The sequence below is a fragment of the Variovorax sp. LjRoot130 genome (assembly GCF_964253755.1).
Lineage (GTDB): Bacteria > Pseudomonadota > Gammaproteobacteria > Burkholderiales > Burkholderiaceae_C > Variovorax.
In genome coordinates, this window is the sequence record NZ_CAXURM020000002.1 from 1,138,027 (window position 1) to 1,155,888 (window position 17,862).

General features: G+C 68.1%; 16 protein-coding genes. 9 read left to right on the forward strand and 7 right to left on the reverse strand.

Annotated features, from left to right (window positions below; translation table 11 throughout):
- Positions 1 to 9: 9 nt before the first annotated feature.
- The 4 genes from ACSQ86_RS35255 to ACSQ86_RS35270 all read right to left on the reverse strand — a co-directional run bounded on the left by ACSQ86_RS35255 (position 10) and on the right by ACSQ86_RS35270 (position 4,549).
- The gene (locus ACSQ86_RS35255) at positions 10 to 1,749 is read right to left on the reverse strand and encodes an ABC transporter ATP-binding protein (protein WP_436306582.1); all 1,740 of its coding nucleotides are present in this window, start codon (positions 1,747 to 1,749) and stop codon (positions 10 to 12) included.
- A 7-nt stretch (positions 1,750 to 1,756) separates the two neighbouring features.
- Entirely contained in the window at positions 1,757 to 2,335 is a 579-nt protein-coding gene (gene msuE / locus ACSQ86_RS35260) for an FMN reductase (RefSeq protein WP_436306581.1), read from the reverse strand.
- Positions 2,336 to 2,386: 51 nt separating this feature from the next.
- Positions 2,387 to 3,529: an FMNH2-dependent alkanesulfonate monooxygenase gene (gene ssuD / locus ACSQ86_RS35265; RefSeq protein ID WP_436310773.1), complete on the reverse strand. Its 1,143-nt coding sequence runs from the start codon at positions 3,527 to 3,529 to the stop codon at positions 2,387 to 2,389.
- 198 nt (positions 3,530 to 3,727) lie between these two features.
- Positions 3,728 to 4,549 (reverse strand): MetQ/NlpA family ABC transporter substrate-binding protein, encoded by an 822-nt coding sequence (locus ACSQ86_RS35270; protein ID WP_436306579.1) that lies wholly within the window; start codon positions 4,547 to 4,549, stop codon positions 3,728 to 3,730.
- Positions 4,550 to 4,727: 178 nt separating this feature from the next.
- Between ACSQ86_RS35270 and ACSQ86_RS35275 the strand changes: the two genes are divergently transcribed.
- The 8 genes from ACSQ86_RS35275 to ACSQ86_RS35310 all read left to right on the forward strand — a co-directional run bounded on the left by ACSQ86_RS35275 (position 4,728) and on the right by ACSQ86_RS35310 (position 12,233).
- On the forward strand, positions 4,728 to 5,582 hold the full coding sequence (locus ACSQ86_RS35275) for a methionine ABC transporter ATP-binding protein (protein WP_436306578.1): 855 nt from the start codon (positions 4,728 to 4,730) through the stop codon (positions 5,580 to 5,582).
- Positions 5,575 to 6,237 (forward strand): methionine ABC transporter permease, encoded by a 663-nt coding sequence (locus tag ACSQ86_RS35280; RefSeq protein WP_436306577.1) that lies wholly within the window; start codon positions 5,575 to 5,577, stop codon positions 6,235 to 6,237. Before ACSQ86_RS35275 ends, ACSQ86_RS35280 begins: the two co-directional genes overlap by 8 nt.
- A 32-nt stretch (positions 6,238 to 6,269) precedes the next feature.
- Positions 6,270 to 7,085, forward strand: coding sequence for a MetQ/NlpA family ABC transporter substrate-binding protein (locus ACSQ86_RS35285; protein ID WP_436306576.1), 816 nt, complete (start codon positions 6,270 to 6,272; stop codon positions 7,083 to 7,085).
- A 169-nt stretch (positions 7,086 to 7,254) separates the two neighbouring features.
- Complete coding sequence (locus ACSQ86_RS35290) at positions 7,255 to 8,142, forward strand: TauD/TfdA dioxygenase family protein (protein ID WP_436310774.1); 888 nt, start codon at positions 7,255 to 7,257, stop codon at positions 8,140 to 8,142.
- 12 nt (positions 8,143 to 8,154) lie between these two features.
- Positions 8,155 to 9,165, forward strand: coding sequence for an ABC transporter substrate-binding protein (locus tag ACSQ86_RS35295; protein WP_436310775.1), 1,011 nt, complete (start codon positions 8,155 to 8,157; stop codon positions 9,163 to 9,165).
- 4 nt (positions 9,166 to 9,169) lie between these two features.
- Positions 9,170 to 10,042: an ABC transporter ATP-binding protein gene (locus ACSQ86_RS35300; RefSeq protein ID WP_436306573.1), complete on the forward strand. Its 873-nt coding sequence runs from the start codon at positions 9,170 to 9,172 to the stop codon at positions 10,040 to 10,042.
- Positions 10,039 to 10,908 (forward strand): ABC transporter permease, encoded by an 870-nt coding sequence (locus ACSQ86_RS35305; RefSeq protein WP_436306572.1) that lies wholly within the window; start codon positions 10,039 to 10,041, stop codon positions 10,906 to 10,908. The genes ACSQ86_RS35300 and ACSQ86_RS35305 overlap by 4 nt, the downstream gene beginning before the upstream one ends.
- Positions 10,909 to 11,366: 458 nt before the next feature.
- A complete protein-coding gene (locus ACSQ86_RS35310; protein WP_436306571.1) occupies positions 11,367 to 12,233 on the forward strand; it encodes a CmcJ/NvfI family oxidoreductase in 867 nt (288 codons plus the stop codon).
- Between the two features lie 38 nt (positions 12,234 to 12,271).
- On the opposite strand, the gene ACSQ86_RS35315 is transcribed toward ACSQ86_RS35310, so the two are convergent.
- Entirely contained in the window at positions 12,272 to 13,849 is a 1,578-nt protein-coding gene (locus ACSQ86_RS35315) for a rhodanese-like domain-containing protein (RefSeq protein ID WP_436306570.1), read from the reverse strand.
- The gene (locus tag ACSQ86_RS35320; protein WP_436306569.1) at positions 13,846 to 14,823 is read right to left on the reverse strand and encodes a Bug family tripartite tricarboxylate transporter substrate binding protein; all 978 of its coding nucleotides are present in this window, start codon (positions 14,821 to 14,823) and stop codon (positions 13,846 to 13,848) included. The genes ACSQ86_RS35315 and ACSQ86_RS35320 overlap by 4 nt, the downstream gene beginning before the upstream one ends.
- 142 nt (positions 14,824 to 14,965) lie before the next feature.
- Between ACSQ86_RS35320 and ACSQ86_RS35325 the strand changes: the two genes are divergently transcribed.
- Complete coding sequence (locus ACSQ86_RS35325) at positions 14,966 to 15,898, forward strand: fatty acid desaturase (protein ID WP_436310776.1); 933 nt, start codon at positions 14,966 to 14,968, stop codon at positions 15,896 to 15,898.
- A gap of 47 nt (positions 15,899 to 15,945) precedes the next feature.
- Here the strand turns inward: ACSQ86_RS35325 and ACSQ86_RS35330 are convergent, their stop codons facing one another.
- Positions 15,946 to 17,838, reverse strand: a complete 1,893-nt coding sequence (locus ACSQ86_RS35330) for a family 2A encapsulin nanocompartment cargo protein cysteine desulfurase (protein ID WP_436307733.1) — start codon at positions 17,836 to 17,838, stop codon at positions 15,946 to 15,948.
- Positions 17,839 to 17,862 lie beyond the last annotated feature (24 nt).

Here is a 17,862-nt window from a genome sequence, read left to right on the forward strand (position 1 = left end):
AAGAGGCGCTCACGCGGCCTGCAGCACCGGCTCGTCGATCCGGGCCGACGCTTCTTCGCGGCGCCGACCCGGCACGGCCGCGAGCAGGCTGCGCGTGTAAGGATGTCGAGGGCGTTTCCAGATGCTTTCGTGATCGCCCGATTCGACGATGCGCCCGCCGTTCATCACCAGGACGCGGTCGGCGATGTAGCGCACCACCGACAGGTCGTGCGAGATGAACAGGTAGGCCAGGCCGTATTCGGCCTTGAGGTCGACCAGCAGATTGAGAATCTGCGCCTGGATCGAGACATCGAGCGCGGACACCGGCTCGTCGCAGATCACGAGCTCGGGCCGCAGCACCAGCGCACGGGCGATGCCGATGCGCTGGCGCTGTCCGCCCGAGAACTCGTGCGGGTAGCGGCGCCGCGCGCTGCCGCCGAGCCCCACGTCGTCCAGCACGGCGACGATGCGGCGCTCGCGTTCGCCGCGATCGCGCAGCCCATGGATGGCGAGCGCGTGATGCAGGATGTCGTCGACGCGATGGCGCGGATTGAGCGAGCCGTAGGGGTCCTGGAAGATCATCTGCACCCGGCGGCGCTCAGGCAGCAGTTCGCGCGGCGGCAGCGCGAGCAGGTCGCGCCCGTCGAGCACCACACGGCCGGCCTGCGCCGGCACCAGCCGGACGATGGCGCGCGAGAGGCTGGACTTGCCGCAACCCGATTCGCCCACCAGGCCGACGGTCTCGCCACGGCCGATCGACAGCGAGACATCCCGCACCGCCTGCACCGTGCCGTGGCCGCCCGGGTAGCCGACATGCAGTCCCTCCACCGCGAGCAATGGCTTCGCGCCTGCCGCATCGGCGGCAGCGCTGCCTTGCGCGCGTACCGGCGAACGCTTGAGCGCGAAACCGCCCTGCCCGTCCGCGCGAACTTCAGCCAGCCGCGCGCCGCGGTAGTGCAGCGAAGGATCGAGGTGCAGCGAGGCGCCCAGCAGGCCGCGCGTGTAGGCGTGGCGCGGCGCCGAGAAGACCTCCGAGGTCGGCCCCTCCTCGAGCTTGCGCCCGCCATGCATCACGGCCACGCGATCGGCCCACTGCGCGACCACGCCGAGGTCGTGCGTGATGAGCAGCACCGCCATGTCGAGCTCGCGGCGCAGCTCGTCGATGAGGCCGAGGATCTGCGCCTGGATGGTGACGTCGAGCGCCGTGGTCGGCTCGTCGGCGATCAGGAGGCGCGGATGGCATGCGACCGCCATCGCGATCATGACGCGCTGGCGCTGCCCGCCGGAGAGCTGGTGCGGATGGTCGTCGAAGCGGCGCCGCGGCTCCGGCAGCCGGACCCGCTCGAGCAGCTCGATCGCACGCGCGCGCGCGGCGGCCCTCGAGAGCGGCTGGTGCAGCGTCAGCGCCTCCACCACCTGCTGCCCGATCGTGTGCAGCGGATTGAGCGAGCTCATCGGCTCCTGGAAGATCATCGAGATCTCGCGCCCGCGCAGAGCGAAGAGCTCCCGCTCCTTCAGCGCCAGCAGGTCGCGGCCGGCATAGCGCACGGCGCCCGAGAGCTGCGCCTGCCGCGGCAGCAGACGCAGCACGGCCAGCGCGGTGGTCGACTTGCCGCAGCCCGACTCGCCCACCAGCGCCAGCGTCTCGCCGGCGGCGATGCGCAGGTCGAGCGCGTCCACCGCCGCTCGGCCACCGGGAAAGGCCACGGACAGGCCGCCCAGTTCCAGCAGCGGCGGATCAGGCAGGCCCGTAATCCCGTGCTCGGCCACGGAACGATCAGGCCAGAGCGAGGGAAGGCACCGCGACCGGCGTGTGGGCACGTTGCCGCAGCACCGGCAACGCACGTTCGACCGCCAGCGCGATGCGCGCACGCAGCGCCTCGCTGCTGACGCGGTAGTTCTCGAACTCCTTGTCGGTCGCATAGACGCCGATCGGCAGGGTATGCGCCTGGAAGAAGCTGAACAGCGGGCGCAGCTGGTGGTCGATCGCCAGCGCGTGGCGGTCGCTGCCCCCGGTGGCTGCGAGCAGCACCGGGACGTCGATCAGCGATTCGTGGTGGGCGAAGTCGAAGAAGTGCTTGAAGAGTCCGGTGTACGACCCGCGGTAGATCGGGCTCGCCACCAGCAGCAGGTCGGCGGACTCCACATCCTTGAGCGCCTGCTCGACCTCGGCCGGCAGTTGGCCGCGCTGCAGCACGTTGCCGAACTTCGGCACCAACTGGCTGAGCTCGATCAGCCGGGTCTCGGCGGGCCAGGCATCGGTCAGTCCGTCCAGCAGTTCTTCGACGAGCGCGAGCGTGCGCGACGGACGTTGCAGGCCGCCGGAGACGGCGACGATCTTGAGTTTGTGAGCCATGGCGAGATGAGAAGAAGAGAAGAAGAGAAGAAGAACTGGAGAAGCGATGCCTCAGGCGGCGGCGCGCGCGGACGGGACGATGTCATTGGCGATCACCTCTCCGAACGGACCGGTCAGGTTGGCCTGCCCTGGCGGGTGCATGCGCGCCAGCGGCAGCAACGGGAACACGAGCTCGGTGAAACGGTAGGCCTCTTCAAGGTGCGGATAGCCGGAGAAGATGAAGGTGTCGATGCCGAGCGCCGCGTATTCCTCGATGCGCGCCGCGACCTCCTCCGGGCTGCCCACGAGTGCCGTGCCGGCACCGCCTCGCACCAGGCCGACGCCGGCCCACAGGTTGGGCGACACCTCAAGCCGATCACGCCGCCCCTGGTGCAGCGCGGCCATGCGCTGCTGGCCGATCGAATCGAAGCGTGCGAAGGCCTTCTGCGCGGCCGCGATGGTGTCATCGCTCAGGTGCGAGATCAGCCTGTCGGCGGCGCGCCAGGCGGCCTCCGAGCTCTCGCGCACGATCACGTGCAGCCGGATGCCGAAGCGCAGCGTGCGGCCATGCAAGGCCGCGGCGGCGCGCGCCTTGGCGATCTTCTCGGCGACGGCCCGCGGCGGCTCGCCCCACGTGAGGTAAACATCGACCTGCTCGCCCGCGAGTTCGATCGCGGCATCGGAGGAGCCGCCGAACCACAGGGGCGGATAGGGCTTCTGCACCGACGGGTACAGCGTCTTCGCGTTCTCCACGCGCAGGTGCTTGCCGGCGAAGTTCACGGTCTCGCCTGCAGCGACGCCGCGCCAGATGCGCAGGAACTCGGTCGTGACCTCGTAGCGTTCGGCGTGCGACAGAAAGCTGCCGTCGCCGCGCTGCTCGTCGGGGTCGCCGCCGGTCACCACGTTGATCAGGACGCGCCCGTTGGAGAAGCGGTCGAGCGTGGCGGCCTGGCGCGCCGAGACGGTCGGCGAGATGACGCCCGGCCGGATGGCCACCAGGAACTTGAGCTGCTCGGTGAATGGAACGAGCGAGGAGGCAACCACCCAGGAGTCCTCGCAGGAGCGGCCCGTCGGGATCAGCACGCCCTCGTAGCCCAGCTGATCGGCTGCCTGCGCCACTTGCTTCAGATATTTGTGGTCCACGCTGCGCGCGCCATGCGCGGTGCCGAGGTAGCGGCTGTCGCCGTGGGTCGGCAAGAACCAGAAGAGCTTCACGAAATCGCCTCGCGTTTGGAAAAAATGCCAGACCACGAATGTGTCGCCTGGGCGGGCCTTTACACCCGCGGCTGCTAGAAGCATTTCAGCTATCGATATGCAGATTCCAGGCTTGGCGCTCTCGCCGCCAGGTCCATGCACTGGCCAGTTCGCTCGGGTCCGCGGCGGCGGCACTGCCCTGGATTGCTCGGGTGGCGTCTAGAACGCTGGCACCAGCGAGCCCTTGAACTGGGTCTCGATGAAGGCCTTGACCTCGGGCGACTGGTAGGCCGCGACCAGCCGTTTGGCCCAGGGCTTGTCCTTGTCGGCGCGGCGCACCGCGATCAGGTTGGCGTAGGGGCCCTGCGGCGATTCCTTGATGACCGCATCCTTGGCAAGCGAGAGGCCCGCCTTCTCGGCATAGTCGTTGTTGATGGCGGCGATCGCGAGATCGTCCAGCGAGCGCGGCAGCTGCGCGGCGTCGAGAGGCACCAGCTTGAGCTTCTTCGGGTTCGACACCACGTCGAGCGGCGTCGCGTTGTTGTTCTTCACCGCTTCGGGCTTGAGCGTGATCAGCTTGGCCGACTGCAGCAGCAGGAGCGCGCGGTTGCCGTTCGAAGGATCGTTCTGGATGCCGACCGAGGCGCTGTCGGGCAGCGCATCGATGGACTTGAGCTTGCGCGAGTAGAAGCCCAGCGGCGCGGTGATCGTGAGGCCCACCGGCACGATGTCGAAGCCGCGCGCCTTGTTTTGGTTGTCGAGGAAGGGCTGATGCTGGAAGGCATTGGCGTCGAGATCGCCGGCCGTCAGCGCCGCATTGGGCAGTTGGTAGTCGTTGAACACCACCACCTCGATCTTGAGTCCGTCGCGTGCGGCGACCTTCTTGACCACTTCGAAGACCTGCTCGGCATTGCCGACCGAGACGCCGACCTTGATCGTGTTCTTGTCCTGCGCCTGGACAGGAGGAGTGGTGAGGACGGTGAGCGTTGCGATGGCAGCGAGGGCAGCGAGGGCAGTGCGGCGGCGGAGCGAAGAAAGCATGTCGATGTGTGCGAAATACAAGGGAGCGCGAATGTGCCATTGCATGGCGCGCGACGGAACGAAGAAAGCCGCATGTCGATATCCGTTCTTCGACGGACCGGTGTGCATAAGCAACCCACTATTTGTTCGTTCCCTTCGAGCTCGCCTCTTCGCATACTCGGCAGCTTTTTGAAGCGCAATGACCAGCCCTCCCTCCGACGCGGCGAACAAGAAGCCGCCCGTGATCCGTCTTGAATCCGTCCAGAAATCCTTTCCGCTGCCCAATGGCGAGGTCTTCGATGCCGTGCATTCGCTCTCCCTCGACATACCCGAAGGCGAGGTGTTCGGCCTGATCGGCAAGAGCGGCGCCGGCAAGTCCACGCTGCTGCGCCTCATCAACCTGCTGGAACGGCCCGACGCGGGCAAGGTGTTCGTCGGCGGCCGCGACCTCACCACGCTCTCGCGGCGCGAGCTGCGCGACACGCGGCAGAGCATCGGAATGATCTTCCAGCAGTTCAACCTGCTGCAGAACGCGACCGTGTTCGACAACGTGGCGTTTCCACTCAGGATCCACGGCCGCCACTCGCGAGCAGAGATCGATGCGCGCGTGCGCGAATGCCTGGAACTGGTGGGCCTGGCCGAGAAGATTGACAGCTATCCGGCGCAGCTCTCGGGCGGCCAGAAGCAGCGTGTTGCCATCGCACGTGCGCTGGCGCCGCGGCCGCAGGTGCTGCTGTGCGACGAGCCCACCTCCGCGCTCGACAGCGAGACCACGCGCGACTTGCTGGAAACGCTGCGCGACATCAACCAGAAGATCGGCGTCACGATCGTGATCGTCACGCACGAGCTCTCGGTGGTCGAGGTGCTGTGCCGCCAGGTCGCCATCCTCGAGCAGGGCCGGCTGATCGAGCAGTTCGCTGTGGATGCGCCAAGCGTCGAGCGCCGGACCGCGCTGGGGCGCGAGATCGATGCGCTGGTGCGACGGCGCGAGCGCGAAACGTTGCCGCAACCCGCGCAGCGTCATCATCCGACTGGAGGGTTGGCTTATGCCTGAGAACATCGCCGCCATCCTGCCCGAGCTGTGGGTCGCCACCGGCCAGACCTTCCTGATGCTGGGCATCGGCCTCTCGGCTGCGGTGCTCATCGGCGGCCCGCTGGGCGTGCTGCTGTTCCTGCTCGGACCCGGCCAGTCGCTGGACAACAAGCCGGCCTTCCTGGTGCTGAACTGGCTCGTCAACACCGTGCGTTCCTTCCCCTTCATCATCCTGCTGGTGGCGCTGGTACCCTTCACGCGCATCATCGCCGGCACCTCGATCGGGCCGCTCGCGGCCGCGGTGCCGCTTTCGTTTGCCGCCATTCCGTACTTCGCGCGCCTGGTCGACCAGTGCCTGCGCGAGGTGCCGCGCGGCGTGATCGAGGCCGCGCACGCGATGGGTGCGAGCGAGCTGCAGATCGTCTGGCGCGTGCTGGTGGTCGAGGCACGCTCCGGCCTGGTGCTCGCGCTCACGGTGCTGGCGGTGAGCTTTCTCTCCTACTCGGCGATCGCCGGCGTGGTGGGCGGTGGCGGCATCGGCGACCTGGCCATCCGCTACGGCTACTACCGTTTCCAGACCGACGTGATGGTGCTCACCGTGGCCCTGCTCGTGGTGCTGGTGCAGATCCTCCAGTTCGTCGGCAACACGGCGGCGCGCCGTCTCGACAAGCGCTGATTCCCTTCTTCTTTCTCCACTCTCGCACTCTCATGAAAAAAGCATTCCTGCTGCGCCGCACCGTTCTCGCCCTGTCCCTGACCGCACTCGCGCTCGGTGTGCAGGCCCAGGTCGAGGCCAAGAAGAATCTCGTGATCGGCGGCACCGCCGGCTCCAACATCGACCAGCTCAAGCTCGGCATCGTGCCGATCCTCGAGAAGAAGGGCTACAAGGTGAAGCTGGTCGAGTTCAACGACTACGTGCAGCCCAACCTCGCGCTCGCCCAGGGTTCGCTCGACGCCAACTTCTTCCAGCACACGGTCTATCTGAAGAAATTCTCCGCCGACCAGAAGCTCGACATCGTCGAGCTGGTGCAGGGCCCGATCGCGCCGCTCGGCGTGTACTCGACCAAGCGCAAGTCGCTGGCCGAGGTGAAGGACGGCGACCGCGTGACCCTGCCCAACGACCCGAGCAACCTGGCGCGTGCGCTGGTGCTGCTCGAGCAGAACAAGCTGATTGCGCTCAAGAGCGGCATCGATCCGATCCGCGCCTCGGAGAAGGACATTGCCGAGAACCCGCGCAAGCTCAGGTTCATCCCGCTCGAGGCCGCGCAGCTGCCGCGCTCGCTGGGCGACACCGAGTACGCCATCGTGAACGGCAACTTCGCGATCTCCTCGGGCCTCAAGCTGGACGAGGCTGTGGTTCTGGAGAAGACGCCCGACCACTACCTGAACGTGGTGGCCGTCAAGCGTGCGGACAAGGACACGCCCTGGGCCAAGGATTTGAGCGAGGCCTACCGCTCGAAGGAATACAAGGCGGTGGTCGACAGCAAGTTCCAGGGCTATGCCAAGCCCAGCTTCCTGCAGTAGGACGCTTCGACTGGCGCTTCCAGGATCTCCGCTCCAAGTCGACGGCACTCCTTCGCCGCGCAGTCGCCTCAGACAGATTGCTCATAAGCAAGCGAAGAATCGTTCGTTGTCGATAGCGGACCGGGCACCTAGAGTCGCCAGTTCGCTTTTTGCTCCAGATGTCTTCTTCATGCCGGCTGTCCTGTCGCGTTCCACAACTGTCCAGCGTTTCGATATTCGTCCTTTCGATACGCCGGTCGGCGCCGAGATCGTCGGCCTCGACATCGGAAGGCCGATCAACGAAGCCGATTTCAGGCGCATCCATTGCGCGCACCTGGACCACCACGTGCTCGTGTTCCGCCACCAGCAGATCACGCCGGACCAGCACATCGCCTTCAGCCGCCGCTTCGGCCCGCTCGAGATCCATGTGCTGCACCAGTTTCATCTCGAGGGCCATCCCGAGATCCTGATTGTCTCCAACATCAAGAAGGCCGACGGCGAGCCGCTCGGCCTCGGCGACGCAGGCGCCTATTGGCATTCCGACATTTCCTACAAGCCCCATCCCAGCCTCGGCTCGCTGCTGCATGCGCAGGAACTGCCGAGCGAGGGTGGCGACACGCTCTTCGCCGACCAGCATCTCGCCTGGGAGGGCCTGAGCCCCGAGATGCAGCAACGCATCCTGCCGTTGAAGGCCGAGCACAGCTACCTCGCCAAGTACGAGGAACTGCGCGCCAAGAATCCGTGGCGCCCCAAGCTCTCGCAGGCCCAGATCGACAAGGTCGCGCCCGCGGTTCAGCCGGTGGTGCGCACCCATCCCGAAACCGGCCGCAAGGCGCTGTTCGTCAGCGAGCACTTCACCACCCGCATCGTCGGCTTGCCGCAGGACGAAAGCGATGCGTTGCTGGCCGAGCTGTTCGCGCACAGCGTCAAGCCCGAGTACGTGTACCGCCACCGCTGGGCGCCGCACGACCTGGTGTTCTGGGACAACCGCTCGCTGATGCACCTGGCCGCCGGCACGCCCGACGAACTGCGACGCAAGCTCTACCGAACGACCATCCAGGGCGACACGCCTTTCTGACCCTCAAGAAAAATGAACCGTTTCACACGCACCACCGCCGCGCTGATTGCGGGCCTCGGCCTGGCCCTGGGCAGCCTCGCCGCCCACGCCGAAGGCCGCATCCGCATCGCCGAGCAGTTCGGCATCGTCTACCTGCTGCTCAACGTGGCGCAGGAGCAGAAGCTGATCGAGAAGCACGCCAAGGCGGCCGGCATCGACGCCAAGGTCGAATGGGTCAAGCTCTCGGGCGGCTCGGCAGTCAACGACGCGCTGCTGTCCGGCAACATCGAGATCGCCGGCGCCGGCGTTGGCCCGCTGCTCACGCTGTGGGACCGCGCCCTGGGCAAGCAGAACGTGCGCGGCGTCGCCTCGCTGGGCAACTTCCCCTACTACCTGGTCACGAACAACCCGAACGTGAAGTCCATCGCCGACTTCACCGACAAGGACCGCATCGCGCTGCCCGCGGTGGGCGTCTCGGTGCAGTCGCGCGTGCTGCAGCTGGCCTCGGCCAAGCTCTGGGGCGACAAGGAGTTCAACAAGCTCGACAGGATCAGCGTGGCCGTGCCGCATCCGGATGCGGCCGCGGCCATCATCAAGGGCGGCACCGAGATCACCGGCCACTTCGGCAACCCGCCCTTCCAGGAGCAGGAGCTCGCAGGCAACCCGAACGCGCGCATCGTGCTGAACTCCTACCAGGTGCTCGGCGGACCGGCCTCGGCCACCGTGCTCTACGCCACCGAGAAGTTCCGCAGCGAGAACCCCAAGAGCTACCGCGCCTTCATCGATGCGCTCAACGAAGCCGCGCAATTCGTCAGCGCCAACCCCGAGAAGGCGGCCGACATCTATCTCAAGGTCGGCAACGCGAAGATCGATCGCGAGCTGCTGCTGAAAATCATCAAGAACCCCGAGGTCCAGTTCAAGACCACGCCGCAGAACACCTACGTGCTGGCCGAGTTCATGCACCGCGTGGGCGCCATCAAGAACAAGCCGGCTTCGGTGAAGGACTACTTCTTCGACGACGCCCAGAACGCGGCAGGGAACTGAGCCGATGTCTTCGACGGCAGGTCTCGTCTTGCGCCATGGCTTGTCGCAAGCGCCCTTGCGCGGACCGGCGCCGGCTGCTGCGTCGGGAGCTGCAGAGCGCACCGGGCTCGATCCGCTGCTGCAGGTCGACGGCGTGAGCCTCGAATACCGCACGCCGGAACGCGTGGTCCGCGCCACGCACCGCGTGAGCTTCGACGTCTTCGCGTCCGACCGCTTCGTGCTGCTCGGCCCCTCGGGCTGCGGCAAGTCGACGCTGCTGAAGGCGGTGGGCGGCTTCGTGCATCCGGTCGAGGGCGAGATCCGGCTCGACGGCCGGCGTGTTGCGCAGCCGGGGCCGGACCGCATCGTGGTGTTCCAGGAGTTCGACCAGCTGCCGCCGTGGAAGACGGTCAAGCAGAACGTGATGTTCCCGCTGCGCGCTTCCGGCACGCTGGGCCGCAAGGAAGCCGAAGAACGCGCGCTGCACTACCTGGCCAAGGTCGGCCTCGCCCGCTTCGCCGACGTGCATCCGCACCAGCTCTCGGGCGGCATGAAGCAGCGCGTGGCGATCGCGCGTGCGCTGGCCATGCAGCCGCGCGTGCTGCTGATGGATGAGCCCTTCGCTGCGCTCGACGCCCTCACGCGCCGCAAGATGCAGGAAGAGCTGCTCGCGCTGTGGGAGGAGGTGCGCTTCACGCTGCTCTTCGTCACCCATTCGATCGAAGAGGCGCTGGTGGTCGGCAACCGCGTCGCGCTGCTGTCGCCGCATCCGGGCCGCATGCGCGCCGAGATCAACAGCCACGGCTTCACGCAGGCGAGCCTGGGCGGCAGCGAATTCCAGGCCGCGGCGCAGCGCATCCATGGCCTGCTGTTCGAAGAAGAGGCCGTTGCAGCATGACGACGGCCAATCCGCCCATCCGGCCCGAATACGAACGCCCGCTCGAACCCTTCACGGCCGGGGCCGTCGAACGTCCGCTGCCGGCTGCCACCCGACTCTGGGCCCAGGGCTGGCTGCGCAAAGGGTTGATCCTCTGCGCGCTCGCGCTCCTGTGGGAACTGGCGGCGCGCTGGCAGGACAACGACCTGCTGTTGCCCACCTTCGGCGCCACGGTGCGGGCGCTGGCGCAGGGCCTGGCCAGCGGCGAACTGCTGGCCAAGGTCCGCATCTCGCTGGCCGTGCTGCTGCAGGGCTACCTGGCCGGCGTGCTGCTGGCCTTCGTGCTGACCACGCTCGCGGTGTCGACCCGGCTCGGGCGCGACCTGCTGGACACGCTGACCTCCATGTTCAACCCGCTGCCGGCCATCGCGCTGCTGCCGCTGGCGCTTCTATGGTTCGGCCTCGGCCGCGGCAGCCTGGTCTTCGTGCTGATCCATTCGGTGCTGTGGCCGCTGGCGCTCAACACCTATGCCGGCTTCCAGGGCGTGCCCGAGACGCTGCGCATGGCCGGGCGCAACTACGGCCTGAAGGGCTTGCGCTATGTGCTGCAGATCCTGGTGCCGGCCGCGCTGCCGTCGATTCTTTCGGGGCTCAAGATTGGCTGGGCCTTTGCGTGGCGCACGCTGATCGCGGCCGAGCTGGTGTTCGGCGCCTCCTCGGGGCAGGGGGGCCTGGGCTGGTACATCTTCCAGAACCGCAACGAGCTCTACACCGACCGTGTGTTTGCGGGCCTCGCGATGGTGGTGCTGATCGGCCTCGCGGTCGAGAACCTGGGTTTCGCGACGCTGGAGCGGCTGACGGTGCGGCGCTGGGGGCAGCAGCGCTAGGCAGAGGGCGCCCGAGCGATGGCTTGGCGGCGCTCAGATCGCCCAGCGCCAGCTCTGCGCAAGCGCGTCCTCCAGGCGGTCGCGGGTCATCCGGCAGCGGACTCTTTCCCGCCGCTGCGCCACGCTCGTTGTGCAGCAGCGTGACGCGGGCAGCCGCATCGCGCACAGATCGTCCCCTCACCCGCCACAGGACTGCCGTGATGGCAAGAACGCAACGGACCTGTTCGGCCGGCGAGACATAAACGATCTGCTTCACCCGTCGCATTCTGCAAAAAAGGCGAGACGCTTGCCAACGAAGGATCGCGAGTTAGCTGATGCACTTTGCATCGGTGCAGGGCAGCCATCCCGCGACCGGATCACGTACACGAAGCGGATATCGATATCGTTTTTCCTTCGTTCGTCGCAGACGCCAGCCGGGATAGCCTCCACCCCTTCAAGCAAACGTGCAGGGAATTCCCATGAGCGCCGTATTGAATGACTGGCCGTCGGCGGACACGCTGCCGTCCGTGAAGGCCGAACTCAACTACTTGAAGGCCGGCGAAGGCCGCCCCGTCAGCTATACCTTCGAGCCGCCGGACGGTCTGCCATGGACGACCGGCGCGCTGGCGCCGCAGCGCGTGACCATCCGCGACGGCCGCCCGCTTGCCGCGCTGGGCGAGCTGTCGCTCGATCGCAGCGGCTTTCATCACCTCGCGCACCGCAGCGCCCTCGCCGACTTCTCGGACGAAGCAGCGATCCGCTCGGTCTACTATCTCGAATCGGAACAGCTGCTGCGCACGGCCACCGGCGCCGAGAAGGTGGTGGTCTTCGATCACACGTTGCGCGACAGCGCGCGCGGCTCGCGCGGCACCGCGTCGCTGCGCGAGCCGGTGCGCCGCGTGCACAACGACCAGACCTTCCTCTCCGGCCCGCGCCGCGTGCGCGATCACCTGCCGCCCGAAGAGGCGGCCGAGCGGCTCAAGCACCGCTTCGCCATCGTCAATCTATGGCGGCCGCTCGCGACCGTGGAGCGCCTGCCGCTGGCGCTGTGCGATGCGCGCTCGATCGTCCCCGAGGACCTGGTGCCGAGCGACCTGGTCTATCGCGACAAGGTCGGCGAGACGTACTCCTTCACCTACAACCCAGCGCATCGCTGGTATTGGTTTCCCAAGCTACGGCCCGATGAAGTGCTGCTCTTGAAGATCTACGACTCGCTCGCCGACGGGACCGCGCGCCTGACCGCGCACACCGCCTTCGAGAATCCGAACGACGCGCCCGATGCGCCGCCGCGCCGCAGCATCGAGCTGCGCGCGCTGCTGTTCTGGCCGGCAGCGCAGGCCGCATGAGTGCGGTCGAGGCGACGGTGAGGCCGTCGCCTTGAGGCTCACCTGAAGAAGCGAAAGCGCACCGCGGGATCGGCAACCACGCGTTGCGCCAGCCCGCGCTCCCACGTGAGGTAGTCAGCCCAGACCTCGTCGCGCCGCGGGCCGAAGACGCGCATCACCGAGCCCCAGTCGTCGTCGAAAGGCGTCAGCAGTTGCTGCGGCACATAGGACGCCTCGACGGGCCGGCCCTCGGCAGCCCAGCCCTCGGTGCCGCCGGCCAGCCAGGCGAAGGCCGATGCCGGCCAGCGTGCTCCGGCATCGCGCGCGGCGAGGCGGGCGGCGGCGCCGTCGGGCGAGCTGAAGACCACGGTGCGGCCCGGCGCGAGCAAGGGTTCGAGCGGCGCGAGCGAGACGGGCAGCAGGAAGCGTGCGCCCGGCAGGTGCCGCTTCTCGTAGTCGAGGCTGGGACCGACGTCCAACAGCTCGGCCTCGCCGCACGCGATCAGCCGTGCGAGTGCATCGGGCGCGAGGCCGTCGTTCGCCGGATCCACATGGTCCGCCGTCGAGGGAGGCTGCGCCGGCAGCTCGCCCGCGAGCACATGGACCTCGGCCTGGTTCAGCTGCGCCAGCCAGAACGCGGTCACGGCCGCGCGCAGCCGATGCGGCTCGTCGATCAGCACGATGCGCGCGTTGCGCGTGCCCACGAGATTCTCGAAGTGCATGAGCAGCTGTCCACCGGGAACATGGTGCACGCCATTCGCGGGCGGCGAGGACGGCCGGAGGTCGAACAGGTAGAGGGTCCGGTCCCGATCGGCCTGCAGCCGCGCGAGCCCCTCGGCATCGATGACGGACAGGCCGTGGCGCGCGATCAGCCGGTCGGCCAGCGCGCGCAGCAGCTCCGGCGGCTCGGCCGGGATGTCGTCGAGGGGCTGCGCGTTCTCGAGCACCACGCCCCCGCGTAGCCCCCAGGCCATCACGCCGTCCTCCAGGAAGACGACCTTGTCACCGCCCGCCAGCAGCCGCAGCGTGGTGGCGCCGATGATGCCGCGCGTGCGGCTGAAGCAGTTGACCACCCACACGTGACCGGGCTCGTTCGCGTGCAAGGCCCGTAGCGCCAGCTCGGTGCCCGGATAGTTGCGGGCGCCTTCGATCGAGAGAAAGGCGTACTCCTCGCGCGGCCGCGCGTCGATGAGCGTGATGGCCTGCCCCGTGCGCCGGCGTTCTTCGAACTCGGCCAGCGACAACGTGGGCGTGCCGTAGTGCAGGCGAGCGAGATCGCCAAAAGCCTTGACCAGCGTGGCGTAGCCGTCGATGACCGGCAGGCCTTCCGCACGCCATGCGTTCAAGCCGCCCGCAAGACGCCGCACATGCGTGTAGCCGAGCCGCCCGAGCAGCGCAGCCGCGCGTGCGGCCGGGCCCTCCTGTGCATCGGCCTCGTCGTACACCACGAGCTCGGTCGTGCGGCGCGGGACCAGTGCGCCGATCTGCAATTCCAGCGTGGAGAGCGGCGCCAGCCGCGCGAGGTTGAGATGCGCGTCGCAGAACCAGCGCGCCTCGCGCACGTCGAGCAGCGCAAGCTCCGCGCTTCCGAGCAGCAGCGCCTGCAGTTCGCCGGGGGAGAGGGTTTCGTTACTCAATGCGGCTCGATCCCTGCCTGCCTGACCACCGCCGTCCAACGGACCGTCTCGCTCGCGATGAAGCGGCCGAACTCTTCCGGTGAGCTGCCGACAGTGAAGGCACCGATGTCGTCGTAGCGCTTCCTGAAGTCGGGCGCCTGCACGATCGCATGGAGCTCGCGTGCGAGCCGGTCCACCACCGGCTTCGGCGTGCCGCTGCGCGCGACGATGCCGTACCAGGAGGTCACCTCGAAATCCGCGAAGCCGGCCTCGGCCGTGGTCGGCACCTGGGGCAGCCAGGGAGCACGCGTGCGGTAGGCCACGGCGAGCGGCTTGAGCTTGCCGGCCTGGATATGCGGGATCGCCGTGACCACCTCGTTGAAGATGAACTGCGTCTGGCCCGCGAGCAGGTCGTTGAGCGCCGGCGCGCTGCCCTGGTAGGGAATGGCGGTGAAGTCGGCGCCGGTGCGGCTGCGCAGCAGCTCGCCGGCGAGATGGGAATAGGCGCCGACGCTGACGCCATAGTTGAGCTTGCCCGGGCTCTTCTTCGAATAGGCGACCAGTTCCTGCACGCTGTCCACAGGCAGCGAGGGGTGCACGAGCAGTACCTGCGGCGTCTGCACCAGCAGCGAGACGGGCGTGAAGTCGCGTGCCGGGTCGTAGCTCAGCTGCTTGAACAGGGCCGGCTGCACCGTGAGGTTCGACGCCGGCGCCAAGAGCAGCGTGTAGCCGTCGGCCGGCTGCCGCGCGACATGGTCGAAGCCGATGTTGCCGGCTGCGCCGCTGCGGTTCTCGACCACCACGGGCTGCTTCAGGCGCTGCTGCAACTGTTCGGAGACCTCGCGCGCGATCTTGTCGGCGATGCCGCCGGCAGGGTATGGCACGACGACGCGCACGGTCCGGGCGGGATAGTCCTCGGCGGCTGCGGCCAGGCTCGCTGCAAGCCAGAGGGCCGGAAGCGAAAGCAGCAGGCGCCGGCGATGGAAGTGAGTCATGGAACAGCGAGCGCCAAAGTCTGGAAGCCCGCCAATCTAGGGCGCCTTCGCGTCCGCGCCAACGAAGCTTTGCGCATGTCCACATGCGCAATGGGCGCATGCGAAGGACGCGGCCCTTCCTAAGATCGGTGCGGTCCCTGCCATGACCACCACCGCCCGCCCCTCCCTTCCGCGCCCGCCGCGCGCCACCTGGTGGCGGCACTTTGAAATCCCCACGCTGGTGCTCGCCGTGGCGCTCTACGCCGCCTGGGCCGCGCTGCTGTGGTGGCACCGCGCGCTGCCGGCGTGGCTGCTGTTCCTGCTCGGCGGCTACCTCGGGCAGCTCCATTTCTCGCTGCAGCACGAGAGCATTCATGCCATGCGCCACCTGCCGCGCTGGCTGCGCCACGCCGTGGTCTGGCCGCCGATCAATCTCTGGTTGCCCTACCCGCTCTACAACCGCAGTCACAGCGCGCACCACGTCAACTTCCACCTGACGCATCCGCAGAAGGACACCGAGAGCGTCTACCATGCCGCGCACGCCTGGGAGGCGTACGGGTCACTGCGGCGCTGGGTCTTCGGCGCCAACCAGACGCTCGCCTTCCGGGTGGTGGTCGGCCCCTGGCTGCGCCTGCTCAAGCTGGTGCGAAGCGAGGCCGCGCGACTGCGGGCGCACGACCTGTCGCACGTCCGGATCTGGCTCGTGCACGCCCTCAGCGTGGCACCGGTGCTCTTCTACGTGACCCAGGTCTGCGGCATGCATCTGGGCACCTACGTGCTGTGCTTCGTCTACCCGAGCATGATGCTGGGGGCCCTGCGCTCGTTCGCCGAGCACCGATGGAGCGACACGCCGCACGCGCGCGTCGCGATCGTCGAATCGAACCTGGTGTTCGGCCTGCTCTACCTCTACAACAACCTGCACCACGTGCACCATCGCGCGCCCACGATGCCGTGGTACGAGATCCCGATCCACTTCCGGCGTCACAAGGCCGCGGTGCTGGCGGCCAATGGTCACTTCTACTATCGGGGCTATGGCGAGATCGCGCGCCGCTTTCTGTTCCGACCGGTGTTCGAGCCGGTGCATCCGCGGTGGTAAAAAAAGCGGGCCTCGAGGGCCCGCCGAATGTCGCGTTTCGCTTGGGCCTAGGAAGGCAGGCCGGCCCGCCGCTGCCCGGCCAGCCGGCGCACCACCGCCACGAGGCGGTCGATCTCGTCGAAGGTGTTGTAGAAGGCCAGCGAGGGCCGCACCGTAGTCTCGACGCCGAAGCGCCGCAGGATGGGCTGCGCGCAATGGTGGCCGGTGCGCACCGCGATGCCCTCCTCGTTGAGCGCTCTGCCCACCTCCTCTGTGCTGTAGCCCGCCAGGACGAATGACATCACGCTGGCCTTGTCGGCCGCGGTGCCGATCAGGCGCACGCCGGGGATCGCGCCCAGCGCCTGCATGCCGTGGCACAGCAGCGCGTGCTCGTAGCGCGCGATGTTCTCGATGCCGATCCTGTTCACGTAGTCGATCGCCGCGCCCAGGCCCACTGCATCGGCGATGTTGCCGGTGCCGGCCTCGAACTTGTTCGGGATCGGCTGGAACACGGTCTTTTCGAAGGTGACGTCAGCGATCATGTTGCCGCCGCCCTGCCACGGCGGCATGTCCTCGAGCAGCTCCCGCCTGCCCCAGACCACGCCGATGCCGGTCGGGCCGAACACCTTGTGGCCGGAGAAGACGAAGAAGTCGGCGCCGATGTCCTGCACGTCCACGCGCATGTGCGAGACCGACTGCGCGCCGTCGACCAGCGCTCGGGCACCGGCGCGGTGCGCGAGCTCCACGATCTGCTTGACCGGCACCACGGTGCCGAGCGCGTTCGAGACCTGGGTAACGGCCACGATCTTCGTGCGGTCGTTGAGCAGCTTCTGGTACTCGTCGAGCAGCACCTGACCTGAATCGTCCACCGGGATCACGCGCAGCTTGGCGCCCTTGGCGGAAGCGAGCTGCTGCCACGGCACGATGTTGGCGTGGTGCTCCAGATGGCTGACGACGATCTCGTCGCCCTCGCCCACGTGCTGCGCACCCCAACTCTTGGCCACCAGGTTGATGGCCTCGGTGGTGCCGCGCACGAAGATCACCTCTTCCACCTCGGGGGCATTGATGAAGGCCCGCACCCGCTCGCGCGCGCCTTCGTAGGCATCGGTGGCGCGTGCCGCCAGTTCGTGCGCGGCACGGTGGATGTTGGAGTTCTCGTGCTCGTAGAAGTACGAGATGCGATCGATCACCGCGCGCGGCTTGTGCGTGGTTGCGGCGTTGTCGAACCACACCAGCTGGCGACCGTTGACGCGTTCCTGAAGCACCGGGAAATCGCGCCGCACCGCGTGCACGTCGAAGGCCGGATGCCGCCCCTGCTCCGCCGGCGGCACGGCGCCGCCGTGGAGCGCCGGCTTGGCCGGCGTGACGTAGCCGCTGGCCAGCACCACCGAATCGACGAAATAGAACTTCGGCTCGACCGAGGGCGCGGTCTGCGGGATGCCCGGGCCGGGGGGCACCGTCGCGCGCGGCAGTGCGGCCTGCGCAAAGGGCTGAGCAGCCAGCGCGTCGAGCGGATCGGCTGCGGCTTCGCTGCCGTGTCCGCCCGCCGCGGGATGGCCATGGCGATCGCCGACGAAGTAGAAGGGCGAGGCCTCGACGGCCGGATGCGCTGTGGCCTGGGAGGCCGCGGCCACCTTCGCCTCTGGCACGCCCAGCAGCCCGCCGCCGAAGCGCGGCTCGTAGGCCGGCACGGTGCTGACGACGCTGTCCGGCAGGCCGTTGGCCGCGGCCGCGTGCGGCTGCAGCGCCGGGGCGCGATGCGCCAGCGAAGCCAGCGGCGTGGGCGATGCGGGCAGCAGGTTGGCACCCGGCACCAGGCCTTGCGGAATGGGCGTGCCCGGCACACCGGGGCCGAAGCCGGCCGGACTCGCGAGCGGCGAACCCGGCGGCGCGATGTTGACCGGCGCCTGTACGCCCGGTGCAGCGCCGCCGGGCAGCGCCGCGAACATGGCCGAGGCCATCTGTGCGAGCACGGCCGGATCGAA

What these genes read in the sequence shown, in the direction of transcription:
- ACSQ86_RS35320 (WP_436306569.1), bottom strand. Translation starts at nt 14,823, where the DNA reads ATGACTCACTTCCATCGCCGGCGCCTGCTGCTTTCGCTTCCGGCCCTC.
- ACSQ86_RS35285 (WP_436306576.1), top strand. Translation starts at nt 6,270, where the DNA reads ATGAAAAAAGCATTCCTGCTGCGCCGCACCGTTCTCGCCCTGTCCCTG.
- ACSQ86_RS35270 (WP_436306579.1), bottom strand. Translation starts at nt 4,549, where the DNA reads ATGCTTTCTTCGCTCCGCCGCCGCACTGCCCTCGCTGCCCTCGCTGCC.
- ACSQ86_RS35325 (WP_436310776.1), top strand. Translation starts at nt 14,966, where the DNA reads ATGACCACCACCGCCCGCCCCTCCCTTCCGCGCCCGCCGCGCGCCACC.
- ACSQ86_RS35280 (WP_436306577.1), top strand. Translation starts at nt 5,575, where the DNA reads ATGCCTGAGAACATCGCCGCCATCCTGCCCGAGCTGTGGGTCGCCACC.
- ACSQ86_RS35275 (WP_436306578.1), top strand. Translation starts at nt 4,728, where the DNA reads ATGACCAGCCCTCCCTCCGACGCGGCGAACAAGAAGCCGCCCGTGATC.
- ACSQ86_RS35305 (WP_436306572.1), top strand. Translation starts at nt 10,039, where the DNA reads ATGACGACGGCCAATCCGCCCATCCGGCCCGAATACGAACGCCCGCTC.
- msuE (WP_436306581.1), bottom strand. Translation starts at nt 2,335, where the DNA reads ATGGCTCACAAACTCAAGATCGTCGCCGTCTCCGGCGGCCTGCAACGT.
- ACSQ86_RS35290 (WP_436310774.1), top strand. Translation starts at nt 7,255, where the DNA reads ATGCCGGCTGTCCTGTCGCGTTCCACAACTGTCCAGCGTTTCGATATT.
- ACSQ86_RS35300 (WP_436306573.1), top strand. Translation starts at nt 9,170, where the DNA reads ATGTCTTCGACGGCAGGTCTCGTCTTGCGCCATGGCTTGTCGCAAGCG.
- ACSQ86_RS35310 (WP_436306571.1), top strand. Translation starts at nt 11,367, where the DNA reads ATGAGCGCCGTATTGAATGACTGGCCGTCGGCGGACACGCTGCCGTCC.
- ACSQ86_RS35295 (WP_436310775.1), top strand. Translation starts at nt 8,155, where the DNA reads ATGAACCGTTTCACACGCACCACCGCCGCGCTGATTGCGGGCCTCGGC.
- ACSQ86_RS35330 (WP_436307733.1), bottom strand. Translation starts at nt 17,838, where the DNA reads ATGGCCTCGGCCATGTTCGCGGCGCTGCCCGGCGGCGCTGCACCGGGC.